This window comes from Flavobacterium sp. 140616W15, assembly GCF_003668995.1.
GTDB lineage: Bacteria > Bacteroidota > Bacteroidia > Flavobacteriales > Flavobacteriaceae > Flavobacterium.
Genome location: NZ_CP033068.1, coordinates 1,455,659 through 1,473,951, shown reverse-complemented (window position 1 = coordinate 1,473,951; position 18,293 = coordinate 1,455,659). Strand labels below are relative to the sequence as shown.

15 protein-coding genes are annotated in these 18,293 nt (G+C 31.6%); 4 read left to right on the top strand and 11 right to left on the bottom strand.

Going from position 1 to position 18,293, the window contains the following annotated elements:
* Positions 1 to 436 precede the first annotated feature (436 nt).
* Both EAG11_RS06285 and EAG11_RS06280 read right to left on the bottom strand, forming a co-directional pair.
* Positions 437 to 1,975 carry a DEAD/DEAH box helicase gene (locus tag EAG11_RS06285; RefSeq protein WP_129538417.1) on the bottom strand — a complete coding sequence of 513 codons (1,539 nt, stop codon included), beginning with the start codon at positions 1,973 to 1,975 and terminating at the stop codon, positions 437 to 439.
* A gap of 107 nt (positions 1,976 to 2,082) precedes the next feature.
* The gene (locus tag EAG11_RS06280) at positions 2,083 to 2,616 is read right to left on the bottom strand and encodes a DUF6155 family protein (RefSeq protein ID WP_129538416.1); all 534 of its coding nucleotides are present in this window, start codon (positions 2,614 to 2,616) and stop codon (positions 2,083 to 2,085) included.
* Between the two features lie 104 nt (positions 2,617 to 2,720).
* On the opposite strand from EAG11_RS06280, the gene EAG11_RS06275 reads away from it, so the two are divergent.
* Together EAG11_RS06275 and EAG11_RS06270 are read left to right on the top strand one after the other, a co-directional pair.
* Positions 2,721 to 3,005, top strand: coding sequence for a DUF3817 domain-containing protein (locus EAG11_RS06275; protein WP_129538415.1), 285 nt, complete (start codon positions 2,721 to 2,723; stop codon positions 3,003 to 3,005).
* Positions 2,998 to 4,254: a mechanosensitive ion channel family protein gene (locus tag EAG11_RS06270; protein WP_129538414.1), complete on the top strand. Its 1,257-nt coding sequence runs from the start codon at positions 2,998 to 3,000 to the stop codon at positions 4,252 to 4,254. The genes EAG11_RS06275 and EAG11_RS06270 overlap by 8 nt, the downstream gene beginning before the upstream one ends.
* Positions 4,255 to 4,347: 93 nt before the next feature.
* Here EAG11_RS06270 and EAG11_RS06265 read toward each other — a convergent pair whose 3' ends face one another.
* Entirely contained in the window at positions 4,348 to 4,731 is a 384-nt protein-coding gene (locus EAG11_RS06265; RefSeq protein ID WP_129538413.1) for an acyl-CoA thioesterase, read from the bottom strand.
* A 71-nt stretch (positions 4,732 to 4,802) separates the two neighbouring features.
* On the opposite strand from EAG11_RS06265, the gene EAG11_RS06260 reads away from it, so the two are divergent.
* Positions 4,803 to 5,216: a glyoxalase gene (locus EAG11_RS06260; protein ID WP_129538412.1), complete on the top strand. Its 414-nt coding sequence runs from the start codon at positions 4,803 to 4,805 to the stop codon at positions 5,214 to 5,216.
* Between the two features lie 67 nt (positions 5,217 to 5,283).
* On the opposite strand, the gene EAG11_RS06255 is transcribed toward EAG11_RS06260, so the two are convergent.
* The 3 genes from EAG11_RS06255 to EAG11_RS06245 form a co-directional block, all read right to left on the bottom strand.
* Positions 5,284 to 6,030: a hypothetical protein gene (locus EAG11_RS06255; RefSeq protein ID WP_129538411.1), complete on the bottom strand. Its 747-nt coding sequence runs from the start codon at positions 6,028 to 6,030 to the stop codon at positions 5,284 to 5,286.
* 435 nt (positions 6,031 to 6,465) lie between these two features.
* Complete coding sequence (locus EAG11_RS06250) at positions 6,466 to 8,778, bottom strand: glycoside hydrolase family 3 N-terminal domain-containing protein (RefSeq protein WP_129538410.1); 2,313 nt, start codon at positions 8,776 to 8,778, stop codon at positions 6,466 to 6,468.
* Positions 8,779 to 8,789: 11 nt separating this feature from the next.
* The gene (locus EAG11_RS06245; RefSeq protein ID WP_129538409.1) at positions 8,790 to 11,042 is read right to left on the bottom strand and encodes a TonB-dependent receptor; all 2,253 of its coding nucleotides are present in this window, start codon (positions 11,040 to 11,042) and stop codon (positions 8,790 to 8,792) included.
* A gap of 388 nt (positions 11,043 to 11,430) precedes the next feature.
* Between EAG11_RS06245 and EAG11_RS06240 the strand changes: the two genes are divergently transcribed.
* Positions 11,431 to 12,177: an NUDIX domain-containing protein gene (locus tag EAG11_RS06240; protein ID WP_129538408.1), complete on the top strand. Its 747-nt coding sequence runs from the start codon at positions 11,431 to 11,433 to the stop codon at positions 12,175 to 12,177.
* Positions 12,178 to 12,615: 438 nt separating this feature from the next.
* On the opposite strand, the gene EAG11_RS06235 is transcribed toward EAG11_RS06240, so the two are convergent.
* From EAG11_RS06235 to EAG11_RS06215, 5 genes are all read right to left on the bottom strand, one after another.
* A complete protein-coding gene (locus EAG11_RS06235) occupies positions 12,616 to 12,894 on the bottom strand; it encodes a DUF983 domain-containing protein (protein ID WP_164998664.1) in 279 nt (92 codons plus the stop codon).
* A gap of 1,246 nt (positions 12,895 to 14,140) precedes the next feature.
* Positions 14,141 to 14,359: a hypothetical protein gene (locus EAG11_RS06230; protein WP_129538406.1), complete on the bottom strand. Its 219-nt coding sequence runs from the start codon at positions 14,357 to 14,359 to the stop codon at positions 14,141 to 14,143.
* A gap of 414 nt (positions 14,360 to 14,773) precedes the next feature.
* Positions 14,774 to 15,301 carry a hypothetical protein gene (locus EAG11_RS06225; protein ID WP_129538405.1) on the bottom strand — a complete coding sequence of 176 codons (528 nt, stop codon included), beginning with the start codon at positions 15,299 to 15,301 and terminating at the stop codon, positions 14,774 to 14,776.
* 24 nt (positions 15,302 to 15,325) lie between these two features.
* Entirely contained in the window at positions 15,326 to 17,317 is a 1,992-nt protein-coding gene (locus EAG11_RS06220) for an OmpA family protein (protein ID WP_129538404.1), read from the bottom strand.
* A gap of 13 nt (positions 17,318 to 17,330) precedes the next feature.
* Positions 17,331 to 18,245, bottom strand: coding sequence for a type IX secretion system membrane protein PorP/SprF (locus EAG11_RS06215; protein WP_129538403.1), 915 nt, complete (start codon positions 18,243 to 18,245; stop codon positions 17,331 to 17,333).
* Positions 18,246 to 18,293 lie beyond the last annotated feature (48 nt).

Below are 18,293 nucleotides of genomic sequence, written 5' to 3'. Positions count from 1 at the left end.
TTCTTAATCTTGTCTTCCTGACAAAGGAAGGATCTCCACTCGCTTAATTAGTTTTGCATAGAATTATGCAATTTTAAAAAAGGCTTAATTTTTCTTAATTACTTAATGGTTTGTTTCTAAACCACTAATTGTACTAATTTTTATTTTTTTACCATTAAGAGATTAAGTTTTATTTAAACATACCTTAATCTCTTAATGATTTCATTTTTTTTGTTTTACTATAAATACGAAAACCCTAGCCCTGATGGAAGCGATATCCTTTTATTTTTTCTTTTCAAAAAATAAAAGATAAAGCGTACAGCAGGTCCCGATAGCTATCGGGATAGCTCCTAAAAACTCTTCGACTCCGCTCAGAGTGACAAACTACTATAACTTTTATTCAAAGTGAGTGATGCTTTTGACTTTAAGACTTTCGGCTTTAAGACTCAAAAGAATATCAATCTGGTTCGTTCATTATTTTTTCACGGTATTTTTTACCAGTTAATAACACCAACTTCAATTTATAATCGTCTATAAGCCATTCGCGGTAATTCTTGCTACATTGACTCAAACATTTTGAATATCGTTTGATACGACAATCGATATCGTCGTCTAGTTCTTTTCCTAGTGCTTTTGCCTCTTGTAACGTTTCAGTATTATCTACACACATTGCAGCGTGTTGTTCTAATGACTTATCTAAAACGACCTTTGAGCGTAAATTTTGTGCTATTGCAATTTTATGTTCTTCATCGACATCAAAACTTACATCGGCTGTCTTACTAAATTTTGCACGCAATTCTGGTGGCATGCTGTATTTAAAATACAATTCGATTTCGGTATCATCTCTTAAATTCTCCAAATAAAATTCTGGTGATTTAAAAATATGTTGCCAATTTACTGGCTCACTCCATAATCCGAAACGTGCTGCATTATTTCCTAAATCGATAACTGTAAACTCATCTTTATTAGGTAATTTTCGAGAACCACGTCCTATCATTTGGTAATACAAAGTCAATGATTTGGTTGCTCTATTTAATATAATGGTTTCTACTGTCGGTTCATCAAATCCTGTAGTTAAGATTCCTACTGATGTTAAAATTGCATCTGGAGTTTTCTTAAACCATTGTAATATATCTTTTCGTTCTTCGTTGCTACTTGTATTATCAAGATGACGAATATCGTAACCTGCTTCTCTAAAGGTTTCATAAACATATAATGAAGTATGAATACCATTATTAAAAATCAAGGTTTTCTTTCCTAACGATTTTTCTGTATAAGCATGCAATAATTTCTCTTGCATGATTGTGTTTGTATATAAATCATCTGAAGATTTTACGGTATAATCTCCATTGATACCTACTTTAAGTGATGTTAATCCTACATCATAACTATAAGTTGTTGCACGTGCCAAAAATCCTTGATCGATTAACGAACCTATTGTGTCTCCTACAATTAGTTCATCATAACTTTCGTGCATTGGCAATTTGATATTTGAACTTAACGGCGTTGCTGTTACTCCTAATATAAATGCATTTTTGAACGAGCTTAATAATTTTCGGAATGAATTGTAATGTGCCTCATCGATAATTACTAAACCAATATTATCTAAATGTAATTTTTCGTCATTAATACGGTTTTTTAATGTCTCGACCATCGCTACAAAGCATGAATATTCATTTTGGTCTAATAGTTCTTTTACCTTACTATTGATAATCTTGTTTTTAACACCAAAACCTTTCAACATTTTTGAAGTTTGCTTACAAAGTTCAATTCTGTGTGTTAAAACTACTACTTTTTTCTCGTGTTGCGACAAATAACGGCGTACGATTTCAGAAAAAATCACTGTTTTCCCTCCTCCCGTAGGCAATTGATACAACAAATGATGTTGCGCCGATCCGTTATCTAAGCGGTCAAAAATGGCATCAATATCATTTTGTTGGTATGCATAAAGTTCTTTTTTTTCTTCTCTTTCTATTTCTAAAGTGTTTTGAGACATTGTTTTTTATTGGTTTTTGCAAAAATACACCTAAAAAACAGTTATTGCGCCTTTTTTATCTTAAAATAAAAAGAAAAGTTCACGATTATTTAATTATGGAATGGGTTCTAAAATGTGATTTTATCCAAAATTACTTCAAAATCAGGCTCATTTTTCCATTTTTGAGTAGCTGTTTCCTCATAAATCTGATTTATTCTGGATTTAAATTCGGCTAAAATTCCGTTTGAAACTATAAAATTCACTGCCTGATCGAATGAATTGCACATGCTTTTGTAAAAAAGTTCTTGCTTTACAGGATTTTCAGATGAATATGTTTGTGCTATTTCGATATTGTAAAGCATAACATCAGCGATTACAAACGGATCTACTCCTAAAAGTATAAAATGTTTGATGTATTTTTGAGCTACTGAACGTCGCATTTTTGGTTTTAAACGCCGTCTTGATGCTTTTGCTTTAATTGGAAAATATTCGTTTGAAATTTTCAACTTACATTCCTGCAGCAATGTCTCTTCTTTTGGATTGAACACAAAATCATAATAGACTTTTACAGGAGCAAATTTCTCGTACAATTCGATTAACTGCTCTTCTAATTGTTCTTTAGTAAGATCGTTTAAATATTTTTTTAAATCGCGTTTACTCATTATCAAAGTTTAAGATTGTAAAAGTAAATTACTTTCTCATTCGATACCCTAAAAATCAAGCAGAATCATTAATTTTACCGTTAATAATTTAAAAAAATAATTAAATGCTCAAGATTTTTAAGATTACAGCGATTTTAGAAGGAATTTCATACTTGGTTTTATTCTCTAACATGCTTTTTATTAAGCCTACAAACCTAGATTTATACAAAACACTATTATTCCCTATCGGAATGAGTCATGGTTTGCTATTTGTGGCATATGTTTTATTAGCTATTTTATTAAAAAGTGCTCAAAAATGGGATTTTAAAACTTTCATGTTAATCTTAATTGCTTCTGTGATTCCGTTTGGTACTTTTTATGTTGAGTATAAATACTTGAAAAATGCTTAAGTTTTTGGAGAAAATATTTAACTTTTTATACCCTCTTTTTAGAGACTGGGGTATGAGTCGCAATATTGCGGCCTACCTTAGTCTTGTATTAAATATTGCTTTATTAATAATAATGGCATACGCCGTATATTATATAGCTAAATTTCTTTTGGTAACTCTTACCGCTGTTTTTGCCCAAAAAACAAAAACTAAGTTTGATGATTTTTTAATCAATAATAAAACTACTAAATACACCGCTTACTTAATTCCGTTTTTCTTTATCTATAAAGCTGTTCCTATAATCTTAGACAAATATGAATATTGGGAATTGGTCTTTGGGAAAATTGTTGGTGTATATATCGTACTATTATCGCTATGGATCATTCAAACTGTTTTTAATTCTCTTAAAGATTATTTGAAACAAAAACCTGAATATAGCGATAAACCTATTGATAGTTTTATTCAGGTTGTTATGATGATTCTATGGATATTTGGAATTGTAATTATTGTTTCTAAATTATTCGGAATCAAACAAGGTGAATTATTAACCATTTTAGGAACTCTGTCAGCAATTATTATCTTAATTTTTAGAGATACTATTCTTGGTTTCGTTTCTAGTGTTCAGGTTGCTATCAACGATATGGTTCGTATTGGCGACTGGATTACAATGGACAAATTTGGAGCCGATGGTGATGTTATCGAAATTAATCTTACTACAGTAAAAGTTCGAAATTTTGACAATACAATTACTACCATTCCTACTTATGCTTTGAGTTCTGACTCTTTCCAAAACTGGCGTGGGATGCAAAAATCAGATGGTCGTCGTATTAAAAGGCATATTTTGATTAAAACCAGTACGATTCGTTTTTTGTCTAATGATGATTTGAATATGATGAAAAAGATTCAACTTATTACTCCTTATATTGAATCTCGTCAGTCCGAAATTGAAAAATACAATACGATAAATAATATTGACAAGTCTTTGGCTCTCAATGGTCGAAATATGACTAATCTTGGGTTATTCAGAAAATATATTATTCAATATATGGTAAGTCATCCGGGATTAAATAAAGATATGCACATGATGTGTCGTCAATTACAATCGACTGCTCATGGAGTTCCTTTAGAAATTTATACTTTTTCAAGTGATAAACGTTGGGCAAATTATGAATATATAATGGCTGATATTTTTGATCACATTATTGCTTCTGCACCTTATTTTGATCTAGAAATATTTGAATTACCATCAAAGATTGGTCATTTAGAGTAGTTTTTAAACCATATAAGTTATATAAGAAAACATAAGCCTTGCTTTAATCAACTTACATGACTTATATGGTTATTTTTTTATATAATGTAAAATCTATAAACGGTCTTTTACGTATTCTATCTTCGTTTTTCCATGTGCCTTTGGTTTCCCATCCTCACCAAGATTTACCATTGTAATAGTATCGATTGTAATAATAGTTTCTCTGGTCATCATGTTCCTTACTTCACTTTTCAATACTAGTGAAGTATTTCCGAACTTAACTACATCAATTCCAATTTCGACAATATCTCCTTGTTTGGCTGAACTTTTAAAGTTAATTTCCGACATATGCTTGGTTACCACTCTATAGTTTTCTAGCTGAATAATTGTGTATAAAGCCAACTCTTCGTCTATCCATGCCAGCAATTGTCCGCCAAATAAAGTTCCGTTTGGATTTAGATCTTCGGGTTTAACCCATTTTCGAGTATGAAATCTCATAATTATTAATTTATTAGTAACAAAAATAACATTTTAGTGTCATTATTTTTTTTTAATTTTATAATAAAAATATGAGCCAGCGAGATACTTTTTTACAAGAATTCCGAGGACCAACTTTAGGCACTGTAAATGCTCAATCTTCTGCAGATGAATTATTTCAAAACGAAGTACTTCGGCCGATTTTAAAACTCCAAAATGATTTATTAGTTGCCGTTTTTATAAATTATGTCAATAAAAACAAAACTGATTTTTATTCTTATACCGTTGAAAAGAAACTTTCGGTAATTGAAAATGCTATCCAAAAAGACATTAAATTCCGAAATTCACTTAAAGGTATGGTAATCGCACTTTTTACATTAGATGAATATCAATCGTATATTCAAAATTCTTCCAGCTTGAATAAAAGAATGATGAATTTGGTAATTGAAAGGCTAAAAAATCAAGTGCAATTATTCGAATTAGAATCAAATAATGAATCATTTTAAAATTAAATTGCATTTATTATAATGCATAAAAAAACCAGTGTTTTTAACTTCACTGGTTTTCTTTTATTTAATAGGCTATTATTTTAAGTCCTTTTGTAAATGTCGTCCCTGTAGGTCTGTGTATTCCAAAACTTTTTTCGTGAGGTATTCCAAATTCTGAAGTTGGTCTTTTAAATATCATCCTTAGCCGGTCTCCTTTTGCAAATTGTTTAATAGCAGGAGCTACATTTATAGTTTGTGATAAATCTGCATAATCTATAGAGAATAAACTTCTTGCACCGGCAAGATTTTTCCATTTTCCATTTTCATAATATTGTATAGCGACATTTACCCCTGCATGCCTTATGGTAGCATATTTATTGGTAATATTAGGGCTATAATTAATAAAACCACTAATCTCATACATCCCATCTTCTTTAAACTCAAAATATTGCATATCTGAGTTACTCGGATTACCATTAAAGGCTACTATATTATTTGTAACTATTTCTGATAAATCCCATGCTACAATAAATTCGTCTCCAGCATTAAACTTATTTATCGATCCTATATCTGTATATGTTTGAGGTTTTGATGATTGTATAAACATCAATTTAGCTGGAACAACAGGTAAAATACCAATATTTCCTTTATCATTAACTCCTAAGACATGTGCTTGTGTAGATAGAACTGGAGTTTCTGTTAGAATCATGTCCCCTTTAACGTGTAGATCAGCTTCAGGCTTTTGTGTATTTATACCTGTCATTTGCCCAAAGACACAATTGGTAATTAGGAACAAAAACGATGCAACCTTTATTTTTTTTATAAAAACCATAGTACTAAATATTATTATTTTCGTAATATAAGAAAAAAAGTATATTTAATCTATAGCAAAATAAAATTATTAAGAATATAGCAACAAAATACATAAAACCATATTAATTATCACTACCTTATTATAATATATTAAATTTATCCAACCCGCATTATTTCAATTAGCTTCTTCTGAACGTTAGCATTTCATTTTTTTTATATCAAACAAACATCAATCTTACTAATTTAAACTATCCAAAAAGAATGATGAATTTGGTAGTTGAAATGCTAAAAAATCAAGTGCAATTATTTGAATTAGAATCAAATAACGAATCATTTTAAGATTAAATTGCATTTATTATAATGCATAAAAAAACCAGTGCTCTTTACTTCACTGGTTTTTACAACTAACTTTACTTTTTATTTATATGCTCTTATATGAGCTATTTTAGATATGCTATTCTTTCTTATATGTGCTGGTTCTGCTATCTTTTATAACTCCTTTCCAGTTTAACCCATAAGCAAAATCATAAACATTTCCTTCACTGTCCTTATGCGAAACCATATCAAATGGAACGTCTTCAAATTGTTTTTCAACTGTTTCCATATTAGCTGGCATCTGAATTGGCAATAAACCTGATGGTTCTGTTTTTCCAGATATTATATCTAATACAGCCTGTGTAGATACTCCAAAATTTAAAACAATTCCATCAACTTGATTTTCAAACTCATTAAAAATCATTGGCTTTGAAGCTGTTACTGAAACTATAACTGGCTTACCTTCCATCATGTCTTTTGTATCCAGAATGGTTCTCAAATCCATTGTATTGGCTACAGTAACCGTTTTATTTTTATAAGTTCTATCGGTAATAGTTGGGTCAATAACCTGATCTCCTGCGGCTATACTTTTAGCTCTTGCTGTTGTTGCTGTATACGTTCCGTATTGTAAAGAAATTGGCACATAGCCATTACTTCCATTAGTTCTGTCATTTAAATCATACCCATCTTCTAAACTTTGTGGACTTGTTACAAAAACAATTGCAAAATCTGCTTTTGAAGGTTCGTCTGTAACATTATAGTATTTTTTTACTAATTCTAAATTTACTGGGTATTCAAATTTTGGCATGCTTCCTACTCCCCACCAGTCTTTCTTTGAAGCTGTATAAATTTTAGGAATAAAAACTGTTTTCTTTTCTTTTAATGGAAGAATTGATGCCTTATTTTTCAATAATACAATCGATTTTAATTGTGCACCATATCCTGCTTCCATAAACTTTGAATTTCCAACAACTTCTTTTGTTTCTGATATATTCAGATATGGATTTTCAAAAAGTCCTACTCTAAAAATATTCTTTAATAATCGAACTGCTGATCTTTCAAAGCGGGCTCTCATAAATGGTTCTCCATATTCTTTGATTCCTATTTCATAAGCGGCTAAAACTGGTTTTTTATCATTATTTCCTCCAAATTGATCTACTCCTGCCATGATCGCTTTGTAATGTCTGTCTACAATCGAAAGATTTTCTACACCCCAAGGTTTTCCTGCAAAGACATTTGGTGTTTTTCCTTCATCTCCTGTAATCAGCCAATCGGTACAAACTACTCCATCGTAACCGTATTTATCTCTTAATAAATCGGTAATAATGTATTTGCTATATCCATTAGCAACATTTTCGTTGTATTTTTTATCCTGATCAAAAGTGATTGTGTAATAAGGCATTACTGCTGATGCTTTACTGGTTTTCCCTTTTAATTTAAACGCTCCATTTACAAAAGGATCTATATGCTGTTGCAAATTATTCCCCGGATATACTGCAAATTTCCCATAAGCCCAATGTCCATCGCGTCCACCTTCTTCGGCTCCACCGCTCGGCCAGTGTTTTACCATGGCATTCACACTCTTGTATCCCCATCCATCTTTGATTTCGTCTTTTCCATATGATGTTTGAAAACCATCGATATAGGCACGTCCCATATCTCTTGTTAATGATGGGCTTTCGCCAAATGTCATCGAAATTCTATACCATCTTGGTTCTGTTCCTAAATCTATTTGTGGTGACAAGGCTGTTGCAATTCCTAATGCACGGTATTCTTTGGCTGCTATTTGTCCAAACTGCTCTACAATTTTTGGATCAAAAGTTGCAGCCATTCCTAAACCGTCTGGCCACATCGAAATTGTTCCTCCTGCTCCTGCATTAAACTCTGAAGTTACAGTTGCTAAATGTCGCGGATCGGTACTGGTATTACTAGGAATTCCTAATCCTATTCCTTCTACAAATGCCTGCATCTTATTGTTCCATAATGCAGCTACTTCTGGACTTTCTACATTTGTAATTAATACATGACGCAAATTATCTTCTTGTAAAAATGCTTTTTGTTGGTCTGCCAGATCATACGCTTTGGCATTACTTTCTGGGAAAACTTTACCATTATATGTTCCTAAATTATATCCCGATACTCCTGCTGGTAATGATTGATGACGGCTATAAAGCATTAATCCTGCAATTTGTTCTACCGTCATTTTTGATGCTAAATCTTTGGCACGCTCATCTGCTGAAAGTCGCCAATCTTCATATTTATCTAATTTTCCGTTTTTATTTAAATCTTTAAATTTTTTTCCGTTTATGGTTAAAATTTTTACTCCTGATTCAGGAGAATATCCTAAATCTGCCCCTTTATTATTTTTAACTATTGTGAAATTTTCCTGCTGGGCATGCATCGTTACGCTTAAAAAGAAAGCTAAACTTATCGTTATGACTGTTTTTTTCATTTATATACTATTTAAAATCTGAAATTTAATGACGCTTCTAATGTAAATGGTCGAATATATGATCCTACCAATAGTTTATCGTAATATGGTGAAGCATCTGTAATTAATTCTGCTCCGTTTATTGTTCCTTTCGCTCCCGTTTGATTTAAGAAGTTTACTGCTGTAAGTCCGATATCGAAATGGTTATTAATTTTATAATTTACTCCTCCAAATGTTTCCCATCTTGGTGCAAAGTATAATGCATTTGTTTGATTTGCATATTGCTTACTGAAATAACGGAAGCTTGCCCATAGTTTAAAATCTTTATAGGTATAACTAGGATCAATTTCCATCAATACTTTTGATATTTCTAATACATTTTTGTCATTATATGAATAGTTGTTTCCAAAAGCTGAAAAATTATAATTTTTATAAACTGGATCCTGGAACGTTATCAAGTAATGAAGATTAAATCCTTCAAATGGCGTTGCCACGATATCTGTAGTCCAACCCAAAGTTTGTATGTCATAAAAAACTGTTGCTACTTCTGACTGGCTTGAGTTTGTTGGATTTACTAAATTAAGTCTTGCCTGATAATTATTTCTTGTTAGATAAGTAGCCTGTGAAACAATACTAAATTTTTCCTGATTAAAATATACTCCAAATGCTCCCAATGGGCTTTTTGTTTTTGCTAAGTTAGGTTCTGCTGCTCCTGAATAACTTTCTAATTGTCCATTTTTTTCGGTATAAGTAAAATCAGCTAGGATTCCTGCACTTTTTATTACTTTATAAACTGCATTTATAGATCCTCCTAAATGAAACCAGTTATTATCAAAATATGTTTTCTGACTTGGATCAAATACAACATTTGGTGTTCTTGGTGTTTGATAATAATCTCCTTTTAATTTGTGATATCTTAAATTTACACCATATGCTACTGTTAAACGATCTGATATTGTCCAGTTATCTGAAAAATAAGCCGATAGTTTATTCTCAAAACCATTATGATACTCTCCTCCTACGTTATAGTTGTAAAATCCACTTGCATCTGTATTTGCTGTTCCTCCTGGAGTATTACGCACTAATTTATCTGGGTTTGCACTTACTGTCTGATTAAAAAACGAACGGCTTGATGTAAACTCATCTACATTATAATAGTATTCCATTAACCCAAATCTCCATTTGTGATTATCAACATTCTTTTTTATTTCAAATCGTGATAAAAAAGTAGTTGTTGGTGTTCCATCTGTGTACATTGCAAGCATTGAGTTCACATTACCTACATATGATTGCCCTGTAGCCTGATAAGTAAAATTATCAGCTGCTGTAGCTTCAAAAATACTTAATGGTATTGTTACTAATTGTGATGCTTTTGCATAACGAAAACGAGTTGAGAAATTAAACTTCCAATCATTTGCTAAGTCATAGTTCCCTAATAAATCAAATGTATGTGAGGTTGATGCAGCATCACTACCTCCCATATCTGCTTTTTTTGACTGTCCTGTAAGTATGTCTTTAAACATGAAAGTTCCATCGTTTACGATATAAGAATCTCGTCCTATTCTAAAACCGTTGTACTCCTCTACTTTACCTCCTTCTTTATATTCAAAAACAGCATAGTTGCTTAAAGATGCTGAGTTAGCATATTTATACAAAAAGCTAATTTCGCCTTTTCCATTGTTGAATTTCTTAGTTATTCCTGCTCGGTAAATTTGTGTCCTATCTGAATAGTTAGCAAATTTTAAATCAAATGAATTCGGATCAAAATTAGCATAGGCTCCCATTGTATACGACCAACCTTTGCTTAATGGTCCTGTAACATTTAAGTCTCCTTTCATCCATCCGAAACTTGATCCCGAAAAATTACCGTTTATTTCTAATTTATCTGTTCCTAATCTTGTATATGAATTAACTGTAAATCCTAAATCACCTGTTGTAATTGCTGCTTCACCAATTTTCAATAAACCCGTTCGTCCTAAACTCTTGCTTTGTCTCCATGTTCTGTTTGGTAACTCTGGCCAGAAATAATAAACTACTGGTAAATCATTTTCCTGAATTGTGATTCCCCCTACTGTTGTTGGTAATCCTATATTCACATCACGCGGCCCTGTATTGTTTGCCGCATTTAACATCACATTTCTGTTTTTTTCTTCTTTGGTGTCGGTTTCTAGAATTTTTGTTTTTGTGGTATCTGTTGCTTTTCGTGATATTTTTTCCTCTTGTGAAAATCCTTCAAAAGCTGGGAAAATTGTCATACAAATTGCTGAAATAATTATTCTTTTCATAAGTTATCTGGTTAATTAAATAAAAGGATTAAATTTCATTGCTTCATTATGAAGCAATATTAATTAGATTTTTTAATATTAGCAAACAATTGAAAGAATAATTATATAAATCGAATTTTTAAGTATAGATAAATCACATATAATTAACAAAAAACTACTATTGTTACATTTTAAAATTTGAATAAAAAAGCACTATCACGTTTGCGTAAAGCCCTGTAAACAGTGAGAAAAATCTTTATACCGTAATTTTTATCAATGTTAAATTCTGAGTTAGATAACAAGTTTTAAGAGCTTGATTTTAAAAAAAAAATGAAAAAAAAATCCAAAAAATTTTTTAAAAGTTGACATATAGATATCAAAAGAGTAAATTTGACCGTAATTATATTCTATGGAGTTTAAAAAAATACTAGAAAAAGATTCTGAAGTGTCATGGGGAAAATATGTTCCTTCACTCTCTATTGATTGTGCTGTTTTCAGTTTTAAAGATTCTTCTCTTCAGGTACTAACCATTAAAATGAAAGATCAGGATGCTTTTGGTCTTCCTGGTGGTTATGTGCAAAAAGATGAAAATATTGACGATGCCGCCATTCGGATTTTAAAAAACAGAACCGGTACCGAAAATATCTATCTCCAACAATTTCACACCTTTGGTAATTTAAACCGTTCCGAAGGTGTTTTTAAAGATTATGATGATAATTTATGGAATAAACAACGATTTATTTCTATAGGCTATTACGCTCTTGCTGAACACTCTAAGGTGAATTTAAATATAGATGATATCTCTACTGCCTGCGAATGGAAATCTATCGATGATTTGCCTCCATTTATGATGGATCACAGAGAAATTTTAGATAAAGCTCTTGTTACTCTACGTGAGCAATTAAGCAATCATCCGATTGGTTATAATCTTCTTCCTGAAAAATTCACCATGCCCGAGCTTCAAAAATTATATGAGATCATCTTGGGTAAAAAGCTTAATCGCGGTAACTTTTATAGAAAAATATTACGTTACGATATTTTAACCAAATTAGATGAATCCCGCAAAGGCGGTGCGCATAAAGCCCCTGATTTATATAGTTTTAATATAGAAGAATACAATAACGCACTGGAAGAAGGCTTTAAAGGGAGTTGGTAACGCAAAGGTTCAGAGTTCCGATAGCTATCGGAACAAAGGTGCAAAGTTTCGGATAGATATTAGAATAAAGGTACAAACGTACAAAAATGCAAAGGATCTGATAGCTATCGGAACTTTGATACTTAATTTTAGAACCTTAGGACTCAGAACTTAAAAAAAATTGTGTCTTACTCTTAGTACCTTTAAAAGAATTTTTCAATCCTCGAACAAAACCAGAGCAAGTAGCTCTATAAACTATCTCGAGTTACTTAATGAGACCCTTCCTCCGTCAGGGTGACAAGATTGGGATTGTTTTACCTAGAAAATTAACCACAAAGTTCAGAAAGCATTATCGCAAAAAGTTACACACGGACAAACAGCCTTTGTTCCGATAGCTATCGGAACTTTGTAACTTAGAACCTCAGAGTCTAAAAAAACCTCAGAACCTTTAAAGAAAAATTAAGCCTTTTTACTATCTCCTATAAAATTCAGAGTTAAATTTATCAAAACAGCTTTAGAAATTCGTATTATCGGAACTTGTATTGCAAGACAAACAGCCATAAATATTGGTATCAGAATTTTTAACGATAATCCATACATCGTATTTAACGCAATGACTGAAAGTACTAAGTGAACAACAATTAGTAGTATTATTGGGTATTTAATCCATGAAGCGGCGGAGTAAAAGTTGGGTTCTATTTTAAAATCCTGACTACAGTGTGAGCAATTTCTATTCATTTTACGAATCTCTTTCACTACGAAAAGTCCGTGATTTGTAAATAAATTGCCTTTGTAGCATTTAGGGCATTTAAGTTTAAAAATAGTATGTAACCTCATTCTTGTATTTATATTATTAGGTATTATTATTGAAAACTCTTATAAATCGTCTCTGCACTTATTTGAAACTTGCATTTCAGTGTCTTTACGAGTGGAAAATTTTAAAATTATTAGAGTCTTTTTTTGATCGAGGGGGAAATTTAACCGCAAAGGGCATGATCTCGATAACTGTCAGAATACGCAATATACGTAAAGATTTAATTTTTCAGGAAAAAAGATGCTATCTTTTAGAAAGATTCTGGATTACTGAAGTTCTGATAACTGTTGGTTATTTCATTCTCTGCCGCTGTTTTAGGCTCGCAGATAAAGCGGATTTACTTTAATTGTCCGCTATTGTTTGTAGGAAACATTTTATTCTTAATTATTGAAGCTTGTGTTTTTACGTCTTGTTTTTGGCATGCAGATAAAGCAGATTTATATTAACTGTTCGCTAATTTATTATTCTTTTATTATTAAAACTTGCACTTTTGCGTTTTATTTTTGGCTCGCAGATAAAGCAGATTTACTTTAATTGTCCGCTAATTTATTATTCTTTTATTATTAAAAATTGCGCTTTTGCGTTTTATTTTTGGCTCGCAGATAGCGCAGATTTATATTAATTTTCCTTTATTGCCCTTAACATCATTAATTGCGAGTATCTTATTTGTGTATAAATAATGAAAGACTGGCATTACTTTCACAATACCAGTCTTTCTAAAACAATACTATTAATAAATTAATCTCTCATGCCTCGGATACAGGCTAAATAATTAGCTGGTATATTGTCCATTACTAAACCTTAAGCTGGGCTATTTTACGCCATCACGTGAAAATTTTAGTTCATATACTAACATGAGCGTAATACCATTATTTTTAAAAACTAAAGCACTATACCAAAACATCTCTCGCTTAAGGCACAGAATCGTATAGTTTATCTAATTGGCTATTTACTAATCTATATTTTTTATCTATTCAGCTAAAACTTATCAAAAATGCCTGCTTTTAATAGATTTTACACATATGAATCTGAGCCACAATGTGTTAAAACAGCAGTGTAGACATAAACAGGCATTTTATTTGTCCATTTACAGCCACTACTACAAACCAAAAAATATAAAAAACTATTCAATTTTATTCTACATTATATTTCATCTGCTAACGATCTATTTTAAAGTTTAAAATAAAACATAGAGGTACGTGCTCCATTAGCTTCATTAGGTGTACTATTAGTACTTCCATTTTTCAGTGTAAGATCAAAAGATTGATCTTTACCATTATTATGACCACGAGCCATTTTAAAAAAAACTCTATCTCCTTTCATTCCTGATACGGTAAGGTTTATTGTATAGGTAATAGATGCACCTTTTCGAGGACTAATGAGTCCCATTTCTGAAATATCTGCTAAAACTGAAGCTGATCCTACTGAAGTATCTGCTTGCTCTTTCCATCCACTAATAAAAAACCATTGTTGTTGTATAGTAGTAATAGCACTAGCGGTAACTCCGTATAACCTAAAAGAAAAAACGTAAGCCCCATCATCAGGTAATTCGATATATTTATCAAAATCTACATCATTTCTATACCAAGTTAGTATGCTTCCGTTTGCTCCAAATTCATTGCCATCTTCTATCTTAACAGAATTCTTAAGTGTGTATTGTAAAGCTTCCGTTTTTGTCTTTCCTCCTACTTCTATATCTCCTAATGATTGATCTTGAAATTTTATTTTAAGATCTTTTATAGAACCCGCGCTAACAGATGATCCAGGCTTCCCCGTGATTTTATAAAATAATGTCCCTGTAGATTATTCTAACTTTCCTGCCTGAAGCTCTAAATACACTTCCTTACTTCCTCCTACAGAACCGCTTGCTAAATATTTAGCTCCACTTGGGTAATAAACACCATTACCACCAGAATAAACCACTGTTAAAATATCATCTATTATTGTTGCTGAATAGCTATTTGATAATAATCTTTGAGAATCTTTAACAAGCCCATCTTTTATAATTGCTTTGCCTGTTTTTGTAGGAGATAATATAACCCATGAATCAACATTCCAATACATATATCCAGGAATGTTAAAATTAGAATCAAGCCCTGTATTATAAACTAAAAGTGATTCTGCAGGGTTTGGTATGGTCGTATTGTCTGTATTACTCGTAAGTGTTACCCGAGGAATCAGTACCCCTTTATTATTTGACTGAATTTCTAGTACAGATGATGCATTTGGATTTTTTGTATTAATACCTGTTTGTCCCCAAGTATTTATTGATAAAAAAAAGCATAAAACTAATACTCTTTTTATGTTTCTTCCGTTTGTAATGTTCTTCATAAAAAATTAATTAAAATAATTATTCTATTTATTCAATATTATAATAAATTCGGAGCGTCTGTTTAATTCATGCTCTTTTTCTGAACACTTTACTCCATTTGTACAATGGTTAATCAGCATTGTTTCTCCAAAACCTTCGCCAGTAACTCTTTCTTTTGCAATACCTGCTTTTACAATATATTCAACTGTAGCCGCCGCTCTTTGTTTTGATAAACGTAAATTGAATTCATCTCTTCCTCTACTGTCTGTGTGTGAATTTACTTGCAATGAAATATTTGGCCTGGCTAATAATAGTGCTACAATTTTATCCAGCTCTGCTTTAGATGATTCTCTTATTTTGGAACCTTCATAATCAAAATAAATAGGATTTAGTTCTAACTTTTTGGTTAAATCATCTCCTTCTTTCAGTATTACTCTCTTATTTGCAACAATAACTTCCATCTCATTATACAAATCAGGAGATATCACTCTTTTTTCTAACTGTTGTAACATAGGGATTGACACTGTTTCTTCTATTAGTCCTACTTTCTTATATACTAATGTATGATTTTGAAATGGCTCAAGTAAAATAGAATATTCACCTTCATTATCAGTATAATAGGTTGCTGTTTTATTAAAATCAGCATCATAAACTTCAATAGTAACATTCGCAATAGGTGCTTTTGTAATACTATCTTTTATTGTACCTGAAATAGTTGGTTTTATATTAAATGAAAAATCTACTGGTCGATTTTCTGTAAAACCGTATAAGTTGTCATTTCCTTGTCGATTTGACGAAAAATATCCTTTTTTAGTTTCTGAATTTATACCATAAGTAAAATCATCGTATGGAGAGTTTACACCATCTCCCAAATTAACAACCTCATAAATACCTGCTTCATTTTTTACTGCTGCAAAAACATCTAGTCCTCCTGATCCTGGATGTCCATCTGATGAAAAGTATAATATCCCTGAAGCATCAACAAAAGGATATGTTTCCCTTCCTAATGTATTGATTTCGTTTCCTAATGGTCTTATATCGCTTACACCATCCGCTTCAGTTATGCTTCCTACATATAAATCTGAATTGCCCATTTCGTTATTCCTATCTGATACAAAATATAATTCTTTATCATCTGGACTTAAAGCAGGATGTCCTGACGAGAATCCATCACTATTTACAGGATAAGGTAATTCTTCTATATCTTTCCATTGATTATCAACATAATGTGCTTTATATATTTTTAAATAATTGATTCCTAGCCTTCTACTTCTTCCTAACTCTCCTCCAATATAATTACTCCCTGTAAAGTACATCGTTTTACCATCTTTTGTTATTACTGGTGTACTGTGATGATACTTTGTATTTACATCTCCTTTTAAAAGTTTAGGATTTGCTAATCCTCCGTCGGGAGTAATAGTTGCCATGTAAATTTTAAAGTACGAATGATTGTCCCAGTTGTTTTTTTGTGTCAATACTGAACTAGAGTTTTTAGCTGTTGCGTACAGTAGTTTATCTTTATCCCAAAAAGTGACTCCAAATTCTGATGAAGGCGAATTGATCGTAATGTCTTTCAGCACATAGCGCCCAGATTGTTCTTTTATTTTGGACAAAAAATTTTCTGGAAGCCAATTATCGCTTATGTCTTTTTTTCCTGTTTTTAAATAATACTTTTTTAGAATAGTAGCCGCTTCAGCATATTGCTCTGCAGTTTTTAATGTTTGTGCATATCTAAAATAATATTCTGGTGCTATATTCCCTTTAGTTTCCATTAGCTTAGCATACCATATTAGTGCTTCTGAGTAATTGGAATTATAATAATAAGAATCGGCTAGTTTAGCATATACAGTTGCTGAAGCATTCCCTTTATTTGCTATTCTTTTGTACAATTTACTTGCTTCTGCAAATGCAAATTGATCATAAGCTTCATTTGCTTTTTGTAATTTTTTATTCCGTACCTGTGTGTAAGCTGTATGTGTTATAGAAAAGAAAAGGAAGGCAAAAACAATGGCTATTTTTTTATAGATCATTTTCATAGATTATCAATTATTAAAAGAATCTTGGTGTTATCATTCTATATTTTGATGTTGGAAACAAATCAAATCGCAAGAAAACTTCATGAGATCCTGAATTGTATTTCCCTATTTTCTGAGTATCAAAATCATATGCATAACCAATATTTAAACCTTGTGAGATTTGAAAACCAGCCATAGCGCTTATAGCTGCATCCCATCTGTAGGCCACTCCCAACGTAAGCTTTTCCTCCAAAAGAAAGTTTGCTGACACATCAACCGCAAGTGGTGATCCGCTTATTGCTTTTATCATCGCTGCAGGCTTAAATTTTACTGCATCTGATAATTCAAACACGTAGCCTCCCATTGCATAAAAATGTTTTTTTCTAGTAGCAGTTGAGATTTTAACATCGTCATAGAATTCTGTTTCCAAAAATCTTGGTACAGATATTCCCGCATACCATTTATTTGAATGTAAATATGCTCCTGCTCCTATGTTTGGAGAAAACTTGTTTTGTATACCTGAGAGTAGGATGTCATTTCCTTCATGAATAGTTAATTTAGTGTGATCGATTTCCCAAAAATTACCCACAGCACTCAATCCAAAAGATAGCTTTACATCCTCTGACAATTGAATTGGATAAGAATAATTAACCGAGACTGCAGTTTCTTTTGTTGGTCCTATTTGATCATTGATAATGGATAATCCTAACCCCTGCCCATCTATACTTATGGGAGCTTGAATAGAAAAACTTCCAGTTTTAGGCGCTCCTTCTAATCCAACCCATTGCGCCCTATAAATTCCCAATATACTTGTAGTACCACTTGTTCCTGTGTATCCTGGATTTATTGTCATGGTATTGTACATATACTGTGTATATTGTGCATCCTGCTGTGCAAAAGATGGAGAAAAACCAGCTAGCAATAACAAAACTATTATTATTTTTTTCATATTATTTTTAATTTTTAAATACTGATTTAAGTAATAATTTTAATTTAG